Below are 15,484 nucleotides of genomic sequence, written 5' to 3' on the forward strand. Positions count from 1 at the left end.
GAGGCTATGGGGCGGGAGTTACCGGTCGGAGCGGCCCGGGTTAACGCGGAGTGGACGGCGCGTGGCGGAAACGGTCGTCAGTCCTGCGGCACGGCGAACTTGAAGCCCTTGTGCGACCCGACGTAGCCGAGGTGCTCGTAGAAGCGGTGGGCGTCGATACGGCTCGCGTCGGACGTGAGCTGCACCATCGCGGCGCCGAGCGCAGGGGCGGCGGAGTCGGACACCCAGCGCATGATTCCCGACCCGATGCCGGACGAGCGCAGGTCGCTGCGGACGCGAACAGCCTCGACGAGCAGGCGGCGCGCGCCACGCCTCGCCATGCCGGGAATCGACGTCAGCTGCAGCGTGCCGACGATCACGCCGTCGAGCTCGGCGACCAGCAGGTCGTTCGACGGATCGGCGAGGATCTCGCGGAGACCTGCGACATACGCGGGTCGGTCTTCTTCGGATGCCACATCACCGCGTGCCGCGCTGATCGGATCGTCCGCGAGGAGGGCGATGATGTCGTCCGCGTCGTTCGGGGTCGCCCTGCGCAGGGTCGAATCGCCGAGGCGTGAGTCGATCGGGTGAGGGAGGGGGAGCGCTTCGAGCATGGGCTCAGTCTGACATCCTGAGGGGATGGACATCGGCGCACTGCTCGGGCTCGAGCAGCTCACGTGGGGGATGCTGATCCTCGTCGTCGTGGCCGCCTTCGCAGCAGGCTGGATCGATGCGGTCGTGGGCGGCGGCGGGCTGCTGCAGTTGCCGGCGCTGCTGCTGATTCCGGGGATCGCTCCTATCCAGGCGCTCGCGACCAACAAGCTGGCGTCGGTGTTCGGGACCGCGACGAGCAGCGTCACCTATTACCGGCGAGCCAAGCCCGACATCCGCACCGCCCTGCCCATGGCGGGTATCGCGCTCGCCGGGTCGTTCGGCGGAGCCGCCGTCGCGACCCTGCTGCCCGCCGCGGCGTTCAAGCCGATCATCGTCGTCGCGCTGCTGGCCGTCGCGCTGTTCACCGCGTTCAAGCCGCAGATGGGTGCTGCCACCCGGTTGCGCTTCCAGGGGCATAAGCACCACGTCATGGCGGGCATCGCGGGACTGGCGATCGGCTTCTACGACGGCATGATCGGACCCGGCACCGGCACGTTCCTCGTCATCAGCCTCGTCGCACTGCTCGGCTACGACTTCCTGCAGGCGAGCGCGAAGGCCAAGATCGTGAACTTCGCGACGAACCTCGGAGCGCTGCTCCTGTTCATCCCGCACGGGTCGGTGCTGTGGCTCCTCGGCGGCATCCTCGCGGTCGCGAACATCGCCGGCAGCTACCTCGGGTCGCGCATGGCGATCGCGCGCGGGACGACGTTCATCCGCGTGGTGTTCCTGGTGGTCGTGATCGGGCTGATCGGCAAGCTCGGTGTCGATGTCTGGAACGAGAACATCGTGCCCGCGCTCGCGCTGCTGGGCTGAGCACGCCGCAAGGGCTTGCGCGGTTCGGAAGGCCGGATTCCCGGCATCCGTCCTTGGGAAGCGCACGAAGCCGTGCGAGGCGTACGCGAGCCCACGAGACGCGCGTGCCTTCGGAGCCGGATACGACGCGACCCCGTGCTGCGGACAGCACGGGGTCGCGGTGAAGAGGGTCAGGCCTCGTCGTCGTCGGGCTCGAAGTCGACGCCGGCCTCGGCGCGCTGGGCCGGGGTGATCGGTGCCGGTGCGGCGGTCAGCGGGTCGAAGCCGCCGCCCGACTTCGGGAACGCGATGACATCGCGGATCGACTCGGTCTTCGACAGGTGCTGCAGCACGCGGTCCATGCCGAGCGCGATCCCGCCGTGCGGCGGGGCGCCGAACTTGAACGCGTCCAGCAGGAAGCCGAACTGCTCGTCGGCCTGCTCGTCGCTGATGCCCATGACCTCGAACACGCGTTTCTGCACGTCTTCGCGATGGATGCGGATGGATCCGCCGCCGAGCTCGGAGCCGTTGCACACGATGTCGTACGCGTAGGCGAGAGCAGAGGCCGGGTCGGTGTCGAACGTGTCGGCGAACTCGGGCTTGGGGCCGGTGAACGCGTGGTGCACGGCGGTCCAGGCGCCGGCGCCGACGGCGACATCACCGGATGCCACGGCATCCGCTGCCGGCTCGAACATCGGGGCGTCGACGACCCAGGTGAACGCGAACTCGTCCGGGTTCAGGTAGTCGAGACGGCGGCCGATCTCGACACGAGCGGCACCGAGGAGTGCACGGCTCTCCTTGGTCGAACCAGCGGCGAAGAACACGCAGTCGCCGGGCTCGGCGCCGACGAAGGCCGCGAGGCCCGCCTGCTCGGCCTCGGAGAGGTTCTTCGCGACCGGCCCGCCGAGCGAGCCGTCCTCGTTGAAGAGCACGTACGCGAGGCCGCGGGCCCCGCGCTGCTTCGCCCAGTCCTGCCACGCGTCGAGCTGCTTGCGCGGCTGGCCCGCGCCACCCGGCATCCGCACGGCGCCGACGTACTCGGCCTGGAAGACGCGGAACGGGGTCTCGGAGAAGTACTCCGTGGCCTCGACCAGTTCGAGACCGAAGCGCAGGTCAGGCTTGTCGGAGCCGTACTTCGCCATCGCGTCGGCGTACGTCAGACGAGGCAGCGGGGTCGAGACCTCGACGCCGATGGTCTTCCACATCGCGACGACGAGCGACTCCATCAGCGTGATGACGTCTTCCTGGTCGACGAAGCTCATCTCGATGTCGAGCTGCGTGAACTCCGGCTGGCGGTCGGCGCGGAAGTCCTCGTCGCGGTAGCAGCGTGCGATCTGGAAGTACTTCTCGACGCCGCCGACCATCAGCAACTGCTTGAACAGCTGCGGCGACTGCGGCAGGGCGTACCAGCTCCCGGGGCTCAGGCGAGCGGGCACCAGGAAGTCGCGGGCGCCCTCCGGCGTGGAGCGCGTCAGCGTGGGCGTCTCGACCTCGGTGAAGTCCTCGGCGTGCAGCACGTCGCGGATCGCCTTGTAGACGTTCGAGCGCAGACGCAGGTTCGAGGCCTGGGCCGGACGGCGCAGGTCGAGGTAGCGGTACTTGAGGCGTGCCTCTTCGCCGACGGTCTCGGTGTCGGCGACAGCCGTCGACACCTGGAACGGCAGCGGAGCCGACTCGTTCAGCACCTCGACGTCGGTCGCGATGAGCTCGATCTCGCCGGTCGGCAGGTTCGGGTTCGCGTTGCCCTCGGGGCGGCGCGACACCTCACCGGTGACCTGGAGCACGAACTCGTTGCGCAGCGGGTGGGCGATCTCCTCGTCGCGGATCACGACCTGGGCGATGCCCGACGCATCCCGCAGATCGATGAAAGCGACTCCTCCGTGGTCACGACGGCGATCGACCCACCCCGCGAGGGTGACGGTCTGACCGATGTGCTCGGCTCGCAATGAGCCTGCCGAGTGAGTGCGAAGCACGGAGGATTCCTTCTGATCTGGGGAATGGTGAACCCGCCCATTCTATGTGGGCCGCCGGAGGGCCTTCGGCCCCGTTCCCCCGCCGCGATACCGATCCTCAGTATGATCACCACGACAGAAAGGGCCCACCCATGGACTCAAACGGCATCACCGACCTCTACGCCTCGATCTTCTCCGGCACCTCCGGACTGATCGCGCTCGTCTTCTACGTCCTCGTCGTCATCGGACTCTGGAAGGTGTTCACGAAGGCCGGTCACCCGGGCATCCTCGCGATCATCCCGATCGTGAACGTCGTCTTCCTGGTGCGCATCGCCGGAATGTCCGGCTGGTTCGCCCTGCTGTACCTGATCCCGATCGTCAACATCGTCTTCGGGATCATCGTGGCCATCAAGCTCGGCGAGCGCTTCGGCAAGGGCGGGCTGTTCTCCTTCTTCCTGCTGTTCGTCTTCCCGTACATCGGGTACCTGATCCTCGGCTTCGGGGACTCGCGCTACAGCAAGGCCTGACATGCCGGCATCCCGCCTGCACCTGGTGCGCCACGGTGAGGTGCACAATCCGCGGCGCGTCCTCTACGGGCGGCTCCCGGATTACCACCTGAGCAAGGCGGGACGGGGCATGGCGAGGGCTGCGGCGGATCACGTCGCGGCCCTCGACCGGCCGGTCGTCTCGTTGTACTCCTCGCCGTTGGAGCGGGCGCAGGAGTCGGCAGAGCCGTTCGCCGAGAGCTTCGACCTGGTACCCGAGATCGACGTGCGGATCATCGAGCCGACGAACGTGTTCGAGGGGACCCAGATGCGGCGTTCCCTGATGAATCCGTTGAACTGGTGGCACCTGCGTCAGCCGGCGACCCCCAGCTGGGGAGAGCCGTACGCCTCGATCGCCGAGCGGATGCTGGGCGTCATGGACGAGGCCTGGGATGCGGCTGACGGCGGCGATGTCGTGATGGTCTCGCACCAGGCGCCGATCTGGATCACACACCTCCGCGTCGCGGGCCTCCCGCTGCGCCACGATCCGCGCACGCGGCGCTGCGCGCTGTCGAGCGTGACGTCGTTCGAGCGCGTCGGCGACGTGTGGCGCGAGGTCGCGTATGCGGAGCCTGCGGCGACCGGTGGCGCGGTCGATGTCGGGGCGGTCTGAGGCCGGCTTTCGAATCGCGCAAATGGGGCGTCCGCGGCGGCGGAAGCCACTACTTGCGCGATTCGAAATGTCGTGGGCGCCCGGCGCACGCATAGGAACCCGCCCGTAAACTGGGAATCGTGCCTTCCGCGAATCCGGTCCCTGAGCCTGTCGAAGGGTCGATCCGCAGCGACCGCCACTCTCGCACCCGGCTTCCCCGTCGTGCGATCGGAGCCGCGCTCGCCGCGGTGCTCGCCGTCGGTCTGAGCGCCTGCGCTCCCGATCCGGTGAGCGAGTCTTTCCTCAGCGGAGAGAACACCGGCTACGTCGCGGCCGACGGTGCGATCACCGAGATCCCCGTGGCCGACCGCGGAGAACCGGTGGACTTCGGCGGCGTCACCGAGACCGGAGACAAGCTCGACAGCGCCGACCTCGAGGGCCAGGTCACGGTCGTCAACTTCTGGTACGCGGGCTGCGCGCCCTGCCGCGTCGAGGCCGCCGACCTGGAGAGCGTCTGGCAGGAGTACGAGGGCGATGGTGTCTCGTTCGTCGGGATCAACACCCGCGACCAGGCCGACACCGCCGTGGCCTTTGCCGACGAGTACGGCATCACCTACCCGAGCCTGATCGACGTCGATACCGCCGAGGCGAAGCTGGCCTTCGCCGAGGTCACCCCGATCGCCGCCACGCCGACCACGCTGGTCCTCGACAAGCAGGGCCGCGTCGCCGCGCGCATCATCGGCCCGATCGACGGCACCTCGATCCTCTCCACGCTCGTCAAGGACGCGCTCGCGGAGTCCTCATGACGGCCGCGGGGACGCCATGAACCCCGGGGACATCATCGGGACGGGTGCCCTCTGGCTCGCGATCCCGGTGGCCATGCTCGCGGGACTCGTGTCGTTCCTGTCGCCGTGTGTGCTGCCACTGGTGCCGGGGTATCTCGGATTCCTTGGGGGAGCGGTGCAGCCGCGGGCCACTTCGTCTCGCTCCGCAACCGAAACGGCCACCGCGACGCGCGGCCGGCTCGTCGGCGGGGTGCTGCTCTTCATCCTCGGCTTCAGCATCGTGTTCGTCGCGATCACGGCGCTCGGCGGGGTGGCGAGCGTCTTCGTCCTGCAATGGGGCGACCTGATCACCCGCATCCTGGGCGCCGTGATCATCCTGATGGGTCTGGTCTTCCTCGGGCTGTTCGGCTTCGCGCAACGTGAGCTGCGTTTCCACGTCGATTCGAAGTACGGCGTCATCGGGGCACCTCTCCTCGGAATCGCCCTCGGGATCGGTTGGGCGCCGTGCCTCGGTCCCACGCTGACGGCGATCTTCGCGTTGTCCTTCAACGCCGGGGACCCGGTGCGCGCGGGTTCGCTCGGGCTCGCGTACTCCCTCGGTCTCGGCATCCCGTTCTTGCTCGTCGCCCTCGGCTTCGGGTGGGCGACGAAGACGATCGGGTTCCTCCGCCGCCACATCCGCATCGTCAACATCATCGGCGGCGTGCTGCTGATCGTGCTCGGCATCCTGATGGTGACGGGGCTCTGGACCGACATCATGTCCCGACTGACGGCGGTGATGGGCAGTGTCTTCCTCCCGCTCTGAGACGAACTCCACGACGAACAAGGATGCCGTGAACAGCGACACCACCAGCGATCCGCTCCGCCCGTCCGACCATGTCGACGGCGACGACACGATCACTCAGCCGCGCCTGGGTCCCGTCGGCTGGCTGCGGTGGGGATGGCGCCAGCTGACCTCGATGCGCACGGCGCTGATCCTGCTGCTCGTGCTCGCGATCGCTGCGATCCCCGGCTCGATCTTCCCGCAGCGGATGGCCGACCCCAACGGCGTCACGCAGTGGGAGCGCGACAACCCCGACCTCTTCCCGGTGCTCGATGCGCTGAAGCTCTTCGACGTCTACCTGTCGCCGTGGTTCTCGGCGATCTATCTGCTGCTCTTCGCCTCGCTCGTCGGCTGCGTGATCCCGCGCATCCGGCACCACGCCAAGGCACTGCGTGCTCTCCCGCCGCGCACGCCGGCGCGGCTGCAGCGGCTCGAGGACTACCGGACTGTCGTGCGCGACCCTTCGTCAGGCTCAGGGACCGAAGGGGCGACGGCGGATGCCGGGGCCGCGGCATCCGAATCCATCGACGTCGCGACGAAGCAGCTGAAGGCGCTCGGGTATCGCGTCGAGCGCTACGACCGCGGCACGACGTACTCGGTATCGGCGGAGCGCGGCTACTGGCGGGAGACCGGCAACCTGCTCTTCCACCTGGCGCTCGTCGGGGTGCTGGTCACGGTCGGCATCGGCGGCGGGTTCTCGTACACCGGGCAGCGCGTGCTGGTCGAGGGCGAGACGTTCGCGAACACCCTGGTGGACTACGACTCGATGAACCGCGGACGCTTCGTCGGCGACGATGCTCTCGCGCCCTACTCGATGCGCCTCGACTCGTTCGACGTGACCTACGTGCCGTTCGGTGAGCCGGGTTCCGGGCAGGCCGCGAACTTCTCCGCCAACGTCACCACCCAGCAGGGCGGGAAGAAGAGCACCGGCGCGGTCAAGGTGAACGAGCCGCTCGCGGTCGCCGACGACGACGTCTTCCTGCTCGGCAACGGCTACGCGCCGACCGTCACCGTGCGCGATCCCGACGGGAAGGTCGTGTTCAAGAACAGCACGCCGTTCCTCCCGCAGGACAACAACATGACCTCGCTCGGCGTGCTCAAGATCGCCGACGGACTCGCGGAGCAGGTCGGCCTGGTCGGCTTCTTCTACCCGACCACCGGCATCCTCAAGACCGGCGCATTCTTCTCCGCCTACGGCGACCTCACCAACCCGACGCTCACCCTCGACGTGTACACAGGTGATCTCGGCATCAACAAAGGTGTCCCGCGCAGCGTGTACGTGCTCGACACCACGGGCATGACGAAGCTCACCGGCCGCACCACCGACGTCGAGTCGATCGAGCTGACTCCCGGTCAGACCGCCGACCTGCCGAATGGGCTCGGCACCGTGACGTTCGACGACGAGTCCCCCGCAGGAGCGACCGACGCCTCGCAGTCGGTCAAGCGCTTCGCCTCGCTGCAGATCCACCGTGACGACTCCGGTCCGTGGGTGCTCGGCTTCGCGCTGCTCGCCCTCGGCGGCCTGATGCTCGCGCTGTTCGTGCCCCGTCGTCGCGTCTGGGTGAAGGCCACGGCTGCTGGCGGCGCGGTATCCCTGGAGTACGCCGCCCTCGCCCGTGGAGAGGACCCGACGCTCGCCGGCGCGGTCGACGACCTCGTCGCCGGTCACGCGCGGCTGCTCGATGCGGCGGGCGGCACGACGGCCCGCACGGCCGACGCCGACGCCGACACTGATGCGGATGCTGACGCCGAAGCATCCGACCCGTCATCCGACACCCCGAAAGTAGACTGAACACCATGCTCGAGCTCAACGTGATCTCGCCGGTCCTGCTGTGGACGGCGATCGCGGTCTACGCGGCGGCCTTCGTGGCCTTCGCCTTCGACCTCGCGCGGCGTTCGCAGGCGACTGCCGACGCGCAGACCGTGCGCGAGTCGGCGCTCGTCGGTGCGGGCGGCGGCTCGGCGGGCAGCGCCTCAGGCACGGCAGGTGGCGCCGAGACGCCTCCGCAGCGCTTCGTGATGGCGCGGATCGGCACGTCGCTCACGGTCCTCGCGTTCATCTTCCACCTGGCAGCCGTGCTGACTCGTGGCTTCGCAGCCGGCCGCGTGCCGTGGGCGAACCTCTACGAGTTCGCCATGATGGGCACGCTGCTGATCGTGGCGGTGTTCCTGGTCGTGCTCAGTCGGATCGACCTCCGCTTCCTCGGCACGTTCATCACGGGTCTCGTGGTCGTGCTGCTCGGGCTTTCCGCGACGAACTTCTTCGTCGAGGTCTCTCCGCTGGCCGAGCCGCTCAAGAGCGTGTGGCTCGTGATCCACGTCTTCGTCGCGTCTCTCGCCACCGCGTTCTTCGCCCTGGCCTTCGCGCTTTCGGTCATGCAGCTCATGCAGTCCCGCCGCGAGCGCCTCATCGGCGAGTCCGCCGACAAGACCGGGCCCGGTTTCCTGCGCACCTTCCCGAGCGCCGAGCGCCTCGAGAGCCTGGCCTACCGGTTCACGATCATCGGCTTCATCCTCTGGACGTTCACGCTCATCGCCGGCTCCATCTGGGCGTACTACGCGTGGAGCCGCTTCTGGGGCTTCGACGTCAAGGAGACCTGGACCTTCGTGATCTGGGTCATCTACGCCGGGTACATCCACGCGCGCGCGACCCGCGGCTGGCGCGGAAACCCGTCGGCCTGGCTCGCGATCGTCGGCTTCTCGGCTGTGATGTTCAACTTCACGATCGTGAACGTGTTCTTCAAGGGCCTGCACGCCTACTCCGGCCTGAACTGACCCGAAGCGTGACGTCTCAGGGCTGGTCGAGCACGTCGCGGAGCTTCGCGGCGAACGCCTCGGGCTGGCCCGCGTAGCCGAACTCTCCGCCCATGAATCCGCCGTGGTGGCTGGGGAAGACCGTCGGCTCCTGCCCGAGCTTCTCGGCCAGCGCGATCGCCGTTCGACCGGTGTAGACCTTCAGCGACTCCTCGCCGACGGCGACGACGACCCGGGTCGGCGCGGCCTTGAGCGCCTCCATGTCCGGTTCGTAGAGACAGATCGCCCAGGAGACGTCCGACAGGAGCGGGTCGCCGCGCGAGCCGTCGTCTTCGGTCGGCATGCCGAACGCGGCCGGGTCCGGCGCCGGCTGTGCGAGGAATTCATCCGTGATCTCGCCTTCCCACGCGGTCATCGCGATGAACGCCGCCATGCCGGCGCCCCACCCCTTCTCGTCGTACACGCGGGTGTAGGCGATCCGTGCGCGGTGGACGGCGTCGGCATCCGGAAGGACGCTGTCGATGGGCGGCTCGTGGGCGACGAGAGTCGCGACATCGTGCGGGTATGCCGTGACGAGGGCGAGCGCGCTCACCGCGCCGCCGCTGCTCGCGAACATGTCGACGGGTCCTGCGCCGAGCGCCTCGATGAGCGCGTGGAGGTCTTCCGCCTGAGTCTCCGGTTCGTTCGTGACCCCGCCGTCCTTGCGTGTGCTCCGGCCGAGACCCCGCGGGTCGTAGGTCACCACGGTGCGGCCCGGGAAGAGCGCGACCTGCGCCTGGAAGCCGCTCGCGTCCATCGGCTGGCCGACCATGACCAGCGGCGGGCGGCCATCGGCGGTCGGCAGAGGGCCGTGCACGTCGTAGACCAGATCGACCTGTGCGAGCTCGAGTGTGTGCTGCGTCATGGGACGGCCTCCTCCGGGGAACGATCTCACTGGGATGCTAGGGCGAGCGACAGACACCGCACCAGTGCCTACACGCCGAGAGGGATGAGCTCGGCGTGCTCGGTGCCGTCTTCGTACCAGACGAACTCGGCCTCGGCGATGGTCTCGCTCGGCTGCCAGGGGAGCTCGCTCACCGACGCCTGCGCGAACTCCAGCCAGGCGGCGGGATCGAGCCTCTTGCCGTAGACGACGGAGAGATGGAAGGTCCAGTCCTCGACGCTGCGTTCGTCGAGGCGGCGGAGGCCGGTCTGCTCCAGAGCCGTCGTGAGGCTCGTGTAGGCGGCGACGAGTCCCGCGGTGCGGGCGAGACGCACGATCAGGATCTGCCAGGGCGAGGGGAAGGCGTCGATCGCTTCCGCCGTCACGTCGATCGGATGCTGCTCCGCCGCCCAGCTGCGGATCAGCGCGGCCAGCTCGGTCCGGCGCTCGGGTTCGTGGAAGCCGCGGAGAGTGACGTGCTCGGTGTGCGGATGCCGCGTGTCAGCGCCGAGGCGCGCCAGCGCAGCATCCTGCACCTCCCGATAGAGCGAGGAGACGCCGACCGTCGGACGCAGCACGAGGTACTGCTGCCCCTCGAGAGAGGCGAGCTGGTCAGGGGTGCGCATGATCGGCCGACGCATGACGCGAGCGTACGCCGCTCGTGCACGACTTCGGACTGCAGCCTCGACACGCCGCGGACCAACGGGCGCTGCACGGCGTGTCCGCGGCAGTTCCCGAAGTTGTGATCGGCGAGGTCGGGTCAGAGCGACCCGACTCACGCCGTGGCGAGTACCGCCTTCGCCGACGTCGTGCGCCGGAGGGCGACCGCCAGCGTCGTCGCGACGATCGACAGCACGCCCCAGACGACGAGGGCGGCGACCGCGGAGCCGTTCCCGGCGATCAGCCCGGCGAATGCGGGAGCCGTCGGAAGGGCTGCGCCCAGGCTCGCGAGCCATCCGGGCACGGTCGAGATCAGTCCGGTCGCGACGGCGAGCACTCCGACGAGGGCGGACACCCAGCGTCCGATCCCCCCGAAGAGAGCGACGAGTGCCTGGTTCACCGCGGCGAACGCGATGCCGGCGAGCACGGCCGTCCCCGCGAACGCCCACCAGGCCGCGGCGTCGTAGTTGGCGATGAACTGCACGACCAGCGAGACCAGCAGACCCTGCCCCGCGCCGATCACCGCGGCCGGCACGAACGCCCGAAGCGTGAGAGCCGCGGAGGAGCGCCGCGAGGTCAGGACGCGGGCGGTGTGCGCGCGCATCACGATGAACGACGCCAGGCCGCCGAACCACAGCACGACTGCGGCGAGCAGCGGGATCGCGGTCGGGCCGAAGATCGTGTTCATCGACGAGTTCGTCGATACCGGGTCGGCGATCACCGAGGCGAGTGACGTGGACTCCGCATCGGTGAACGAGGGGAGAGAATCGGATGCCGTGCGCAGCCCGCCCGCAAGGTCTCCGGTGCCGGTGGCGAGGGTGTCGAGCCCGGTCGCGAGTTCGGTCGCGCCGGTCGAGAGCTCGGTCGCACCGTCGGAGAGCTGACTCGCACCTGTGGCGAGGGATCGGGCGCCGGCGGCCGACTGATCGATGCCTTCGCTCGCGATCTGGTTCAGGCCGCCGGCGAGCTGTGTGGCGCCGGTTCCTGCCTGGGACATGCTCGAGGCGAGAGTGCTGAAGGTACCGGGGATCGCTGCGACCCCAGGGGCGACCTTGGGGTTGTTGAGCGTCCCGGATGCTGTACCAGCCGACTTCGCGGCGACGCCGGCCTCTGCGGCAGCGGTCTTGAGCTGATCGCACATCGCCTGACCGTTCGTCGCGGGAACGCACGCGGCTGCCATGGTGCCGAGCTTCGTGGCGAGGGCGGTGGACTGTGTCGCGGCGGTCTGCGCCGAGGCGGATCCCGCCTGGATCGCGCCGACGAGCTGCTTCATGCCGCCGACGCTGCCCTGGAGCGTGGCCGCTCCGCTCGTGAGCCCGGCGCCGATCTGGCCCGCGCCTCCGCCAGCCTCGCGGGTCTTGCTCGCGATCGTGTCGAGACCGGATGCCAGCGATGAGGCGCCCGAGCTGAGTTCTCCCGCGCCGGACGCCAGTTGCGTGGCGCCGTCCGGGACCGCGGCAGCGCCCGTGGCAGCATCCCGAGCGCCCTGTGCGAGCTTCACGGCGCCGTCTGCGGCATCGCCGATCTGGTCGCCGATCGTGGTGAAGCCGACCAGCACGTTCTCGGTCGTGGCCTCGGTGAGCATGGTGCCCATGGTCGAGGCCGCGACGTCGGCGATCTGTCCGGTGATGAGGTCATCGGCGACGAGCCCGTCGTCGGGGGTCGTCACCGTGATGGTGGCCTTCTCGGCTTTCTTGGCTGCATCACCACCGCCGGCGGAGATCGCCTGCCCGGCGGATGTCGCCGCGGCAGAGAAATCCTCGGGGATGGTGATGACCGCCTGGTACGAGCCGTCGGCGAGCCCGTCCGCGGCATCCTCCTTGTTGGAGATCACCCAGGTGAGGTTCGAGTCGAGATCGTCCGAGCCCTCCACGAGGCCGGAGGCGAGCTGGCGCCCGAGGGGCGTGACCTGGTCGTCGATGGTGACCGGCTCGTCGAGGTTGACGATCGCGGCCGTCATCGAATCCAAGTGCTCGGTGGGGTTCTGGAGTGCCGCCACCAGGATGCCGCCGACGGCGGCAGGCAGCAGCAGGACACCGAGGATCGTCAGCCACGTGATGGGCTTGCGGGAGCGCGCGCGCTCGATGGGGAGGGTCATGCGGTCACCTCGGTGGATTCGGTCGCGGTCCGTCGCGGAGCGCGTGTGTCGAGAGTCTCGGCGGTGGGCCAGCCGGCCTCCGCGAGGATGGAGCGGGCAGCGTCGGCATCGGATGCCGTGGCGAACACGGCAAGCGGCCGGGTGGCTGCGGCATCCCGCAGCATGGCCGTCGCCTGATCGCGCTGTCCGCCGGTGAGGCGGTCGAGTCCGTCGATCACGACGAGCTCGGACGTGCCCCGCAGGGCCTCGGCGAGGTCGCCGAGGGCAGCATCCGCATCGTCGACGAGCACGCAGCCGACGTGCGATCGCACCCAGGCCGCGCGGCCGGGAAGCAGGTGACCCGCGACGCGCAGGCGTCCGTCGCTCGGGGCGATGCGACCGGCGATCGTGAGAGCAAGGGCGCGGCGGGTGCGGGCGTCGCCGCGGTTCGCGATGACGGCACCGCCCGCGGAGATGCGCATCGACAGGTTCTCGACGACCGGGGCATCGGCACTGACCTCGAGTTCGTCTGCGGCCACGACCGAACCGTCGCCGGGCCACTCGGCCAGGTGACGCTCGCGCTCGACGGCCTCGCCTTCGATGTCGACGCGGGGGAGGATCTTCTCGAGCCAGCGCGGGATCTCCCACGCGCGCTCGCCGAGGATCGCCATGAGCGCGGGAATCAGCGTCATCCGCACCAGGAACGCGTCGATCGCGATACCGGCGGCGAGGCCGAGGGCGATCGGCTTGAGCGACGAGTCGCCCTCGGGGACGAACGCGACGAACACGGCGAACATGATCAGCCCCGCCGCGGTGACGACCTTGGCCGAGCCGCTGAAGCCGCTGCGCACGGCGCGCAGGGCAGCTGCGCGTCGGACCGCGCGATCCGGGCTCTTCGAGTCGGGGTCGTGCACGAAGTCCTCGCGCATGCGGGAGACGAGGAACACCTGGTAATCCATGGCGAGGCCGAAGAGCACGCCCATCAGGATGATCGGCATGAAGCTGATGATCGGACCGACCTTCGCGACGTGCAGGAGATCGGCGAACCAGCCCCATTCGAAGACGGCGCCGACGATGCCGAACGCCGCGATGATCGAGAGCAGGTATCCGAGGGCGGCGGTGATCGGCACCCACAGGGAGCGGAACACGATCGTGAGGAGGATCAGGGAGAGCCCGATCACGAAGATGCCGAACGGAAGCAGCGCGTTGCCGAGCTGGTCGGAGATGTCGATGCCGATGGCGGTGAACCCGGTGACCTTGAGGTCGATGCCGAATTCGTCGAGCCACTCGTCGTGATGCGAGCGGAGTTCGCGCACCAGGTCAGCGGTCGCGGGGTCGTCCGGCGCGGTCTCCGGGATGATCTGCACGATCCCGGTGTCGGCCGTCTCATTCGGCGTCGACAGCGCGACCTCTTTCACGCCGGGGATCTTGGCGACGGCGTCGCCGAGGTCATCCATCAGCGTGACCGGATCGGTGGAGGTGACGATCGTGCCGGTGAGGATCATCGGTCCGTTGAAGCCGGGTCCGAACTCCTCGCCGACGAGGTCGTAGCTCTGGCGGGCTTCCGAGCTCGCGGGGAGCACTCCCGCGTTCGGCAGCGCGAGGTTCAGACTGAGCGCCGGGACGGCGACGATGCCGAGACCGAGCACGACGGCGAGCGACACCAGGACCGGGTGTTTCGTGACACCGTTCACCCAGCGGGCGCTGCCCTTCACGCGCTCCTTCTTCGGCCGCGGCGCCTGTTCCGCGTCGCCGTTCTCGGACGAGGAAGCGGGCTTCGTCTTGCGGACTCGCGGTGCACGGCCGACGACCTTGCCCTTCACGAAGCCGAGCATGGCGGGAGTGAGGGTCACGGCGATCGCCACGGCGATGGCGACGGCGACGGATGCCGCGATGCCCATCGTCGTGAGGAACGGGATGCCGGCGAAGCCGAGGCCGATCAGCGCGATCAGGACCGTGACGCCGGCGAACACGACGGCGGATCCTGCGGTGCCGACGGCGCGCGCGGCGGACTCCTCCGGATCGACTCCCTCACGCACTTGATCCTGGTGTCTCGCCATGATGAACAGCGCGTAGTCGATGCCGACCGCGAGTCCCAGCATGAGTGCGAGGAGGGGAGTGGTCGAGGAGACTGTGGCGAAAGCGGTGGCCGCGAAGATGCCGGCCATCGAGATGCCGACGCCGAGGACCGCGGTGAGAAGCGGGAGGCCGGCGACCACGAAGGAACGGAACGTCACGATCAGCACGAGGAGCGCGATCAGCAGGCCGACGGCTTCGGTGAGCGTCAGACCCGGGATGGACGTGGCGAAGAGATCGCCGCCGAGAGCCGTCTGCGCACCGTCGGGGAGCTCGGCCGCGAGATCATCGGACACGGCGCGCAGGGCGTCCTTGGTCTCGTCCGAGACGTCTGTCGATTCGCCGTCGAACTGCAGTCGCACGATCGCGGCCGTCTCGTCGTCGTTGATCATGCCGCTGACCGTCTCGTCGTAGGGCGAGTTCGCGGCGAGGACGCCGTCGAGGTCGCCCAGGTCGTCGACGGCCTGCTCGATGTCACCCTGATACGGATCGTCGGTGACCTTGTCGCCGTCGGCGGCGACCACGATGATCTGGGCGCTGGTGCCGCTGACCTGCGGGAACGAGCGCGAGAGCTGCTCGAGGCCCGCCTGCGACTCGGTGCCGCGGATGGAGAACGAGTTGTCGGTGCCCGCTCCGAGCACGAGGGCGCCCGCTCCGGCGATGCCCAGCGCGAGCAGCCAGGACATGAGGACGCGCCACGGATGCCGATACGACCAGCGACCGAGCGAGGACAGGAGAGTGGACACGCGTACCTCCGAGAGATGCCGATTGGATACACAGGTGTATTCAATACATAGATGTATCGTAAAGTGACCCGCCCGCTGGAGTCTGTGTGCGGGGTGTGAATCGTGCGAGAGTGAAGGGTCTGGAGGT

Annotated in this window: 13 protein-coding genes; 7 read left to right on the forward strand and 6 right to left on the reverse strand. The window is 68.9% G+C overall.

Translation table 11 applies throughout. The features are described 5' to 3' along the window. Positions 1 to 77: 77 nt before the first annotated feature. Entirely contained in the window at positions 78 to 593 is a 516-nt protein-coding gene (locus tag V5D55_RS10750; protein ID WP_435742784.1) for an N-acetyltransferase family protein, read from the reverse strand. Positions 594 to 618: 25 nt separating this feature from the next. On the opposite strand from V5D55_RS10750, the gene V5D55_RS10755 reads away from it, so the two are divergent. Further along, positions 619 to 1,446: a sulfite exporter TauE/SafE family protein gene (locus V5D55_RS10755; RefSeq protein ID WP_435742786.1), complete on the forward strand. Its 828-nt coding sequence runs from the start codon at positions 619 to 621 to the stop codon at positions 1,444 to 1,446. A 170-nt stretch (positions 1,447 to 1,616) separates the two neighbouring features. Here V5D55_RS10755 and aspS read toward each other — a convergent pair whose 3' ends face one another. After that, entirely contained in the window at positions 1,617 to 3,398 is a 1,782-nt protein-coding gene (gene aspS, locus V5D55_RS10760; RefSeq protein ID WP_435742788.1) for an aspartate--tRNA ligase, read from the reverse strand. 131 nt (positions 3,399 to 3,529) lie between these two features. Between aspS and V5D55_RS10765 the strand changes: the two genes are divergently transcribed. From V5D55_RS10765 to ccsB, 6 genes are all read left to right on the forward strand, one after another. Continuing rightward, on the forward strand, positions 3,530 to 3,904 hold the full coding sequence (locus V5D55_RS10765; protein WP_435742791.1) for a DUF5684 domain-containing protein: 375 nt from the start codon (positions 3,530 to 3,532) through the stop codon (positions 3,902 to 3,904). Between the two features lies 1 nt (position 3,905). Continuing rightward, positions 3,906 to 4,535 carry a histidine phosphatase family protein gene (locus V5D55_RS10770; protein WP_435742793.1) on the forward strand — a complete coding sequence of 210 codons (630 nt, stop codon included), beginning with the start codon at positions 3,906 to 3,908 and terminating at the stop codon, positions 4,533 to 4,535. Positions 4,536 to 4,654: 119 nt separating this feature from the next. Further along, on the forward strand, positions 4,655 to 5,320 hold the full coding sequence (locus tag V5D55_RS10775; RefSeq protein WP_435742795.1) for a TlpA family protein disulfide reductase: 666 nt from the start codon (positions 4,655 to 4,657) through the stop codon (positions 5,318 to 5,320). 16 nt (positions 5,321 to 5,336) lie between these two features. Continuing rightward, the gene (locus V5D55_RS10780) at positions 5,337 to 6,104 is read left to right on the forward strand and encodes a cytochrome c biogenesis CcdA family protein (protein WP_435742798.1); all 768 of its coding nucleotides are present in this window, start codon (positions 5,337 to 5,339) and stop codon (positions 6,102 to 6,104) included. Then, positions 6,085 to 7,914 carry a cytochrome c biogenesis protein ResB gene (gene resB / locus V5D55_RS10785; protein WP_435742801.1) on the forward strand — a complete coding sequence of 610 codons (1,830 nt, stop codon included), beginning with the start codon at positions 6,085 to 6,087 and terminating at the stop codon, positions 7,912 to 7,914. Before V5D55_RS10780 ends, resB begins: the two co-directional genes overlap by 20 nt. 5 nt (positions 7,915 to 7,919) lie before the next feature. Next, entirely contained in the window at positions 7,920 to 8,897 is a 978-nt protein-coding gene (gene ccsB / locus V5D55_RS10790) for a c-type cytochrome biogenesis protein CcsB (RefSeq protein WP_435742803.1), read from the forward strand. Between the two features lie 16 nt (positions 8,898 to 8,913). Here the strand turns inward: ccsB and V5D55_RS10795 are convergent, their stop codons facing one another. The 4 genes from V5D55_RS10795 to V5D55_RS10810 all read right to left on the reverse strand — a co-directional run bounded on the left by V5D55_RS10795 (position 8,914) and on the right by V5D55_RS10810 (position 15,357). Then, positions 8,914 to 9,780, reverse strand: coding sequence for an alpha/beta fold hydrolase (locus tag V5D55_RS10795; RefSeq protein WP_435742805.1), 867 nt, complete (start codon positions 9,778 to 9,780; stop codon positions 8,914 to 8,916). A gap of 68 nt (positions 9,781 to 9,848) precedes the next feature. Next, the gene (locus V5D55_RS10800; RefSeq protein WP_435742807.1) at positions 9,849 to 10,439 is read right to left on the reverse strand and encodes a 2'-5' RNA ligase family protein; all 591 of its coding nucleotides are present in this window, start codon (positions 10,437 to 10,439) and stop codon (positions 9,849 to 9,851) included. A 134-nt stretch (positions 10,440 to 10,573) separates the two neighbouring features. Continuing rightward, the gene (locus V5D55_RS10805) at positions 10,574 to 12,556 is read right to left on the reverse strand and encodes a YhgE/Pip family protein (protein ID WP_435742810.1); all 1,983 of its coding nucleotides are present in this window, start codon (positions 12,554 to 12,556) and stop codon (positions 10,574 to 10,576) included. Continuing rightward, the gene (locus V5D55_RS10810) at positions 12,553 to 15,357 is read right to left on the reverse strand and encodes an MMPL family transporter (protein ID WP_435742813.1); all 2,805 of its coding nucleotides are present in this window, start codon (positions 15,355 to 15,357) and stop codon (positions 12,553 to 12,555) included. Before V5D55_RS10810 ends, V5D55_RS10805 begins: the two co-directional genes overlap by 4 nt. Between the last annotated feature and the right edge of the window lie 127 nt (positions 15,358 to 15,484).

This window comes from Microbacterium sp. PMB16 (assembly GCF_051294855.1).
Taxonomy (GTDB): domain Bacteria; phylum Actinomycetota; class Actinomycetes; order Actinomycetales; family Microbacteriaceae; genus Microbacterium.

Bases quoted from the DNA above. Each gene is read 5' to 3' on its own strand.
- V5D55_RS10750 (WP_435742784.1), bottom strand. From the start codon at position 593: ATGCTCGAAGCGCTCCCCCTCCCTCACCCGATCGACTCACGCCTCGGC.
- V5D55_RS10755 (WP_435742786.1), top strand. From the start codon at position 619: ATGGACATCGGCGCACTGCTCGGGCTCGAGCAGCTCACGTGGGGGATG.
- V5D55_RS10765 (WP_435742791.1), top strand. From the start codon at position 3,530: ATGGACTCAAACGGCATCACCGACCTCTACGCCTCGATCTTCTCCGGC.
- V5D55_RS10770 (WP_435742793.1), top strand. From the start codon at position 3,906: ATGCCGGCATCCCGCCTGCACCTGGTGCGCCACGGTGAGGTGCACAAT.
- V5D55_RS10780 (WP_435742798.1), top strand. From the start codon at position 5,337: ATGAACCCCGGGGACATCATCGGGACGGGTGCCCTCTGGCTCGCGATC.
- ccsB (WP_435742803.1), top strand. From the start codon at position 7,920: ATGCTCGAGCTCAACGTGATCTCGCCGGTCCTGCTGTGGACGGCGATC.
- V5D55_RS10795 (WP_435742805.1), bottom strand. From the start codon at position 9,780: ATGACGCAGCACACACTCGAGCTCGCACAGGTCGATCTGGTCTACGAC.
- V5D55_RS10800 (WP_435742807.1), bottom strand. From the start codon at position 10,439: ATGCGTCGGCCGATCATGCGCACCCCTGACCAGCTCGCCTCTCTCGAG.
- V5D55_RS10805 (WP_435742810.1), bottom strand. From the start codon at position 12,556: ATGACCCTCCCCATCGAGCGCGCGCGCTCCCGCAAGCCCATCACGTGG.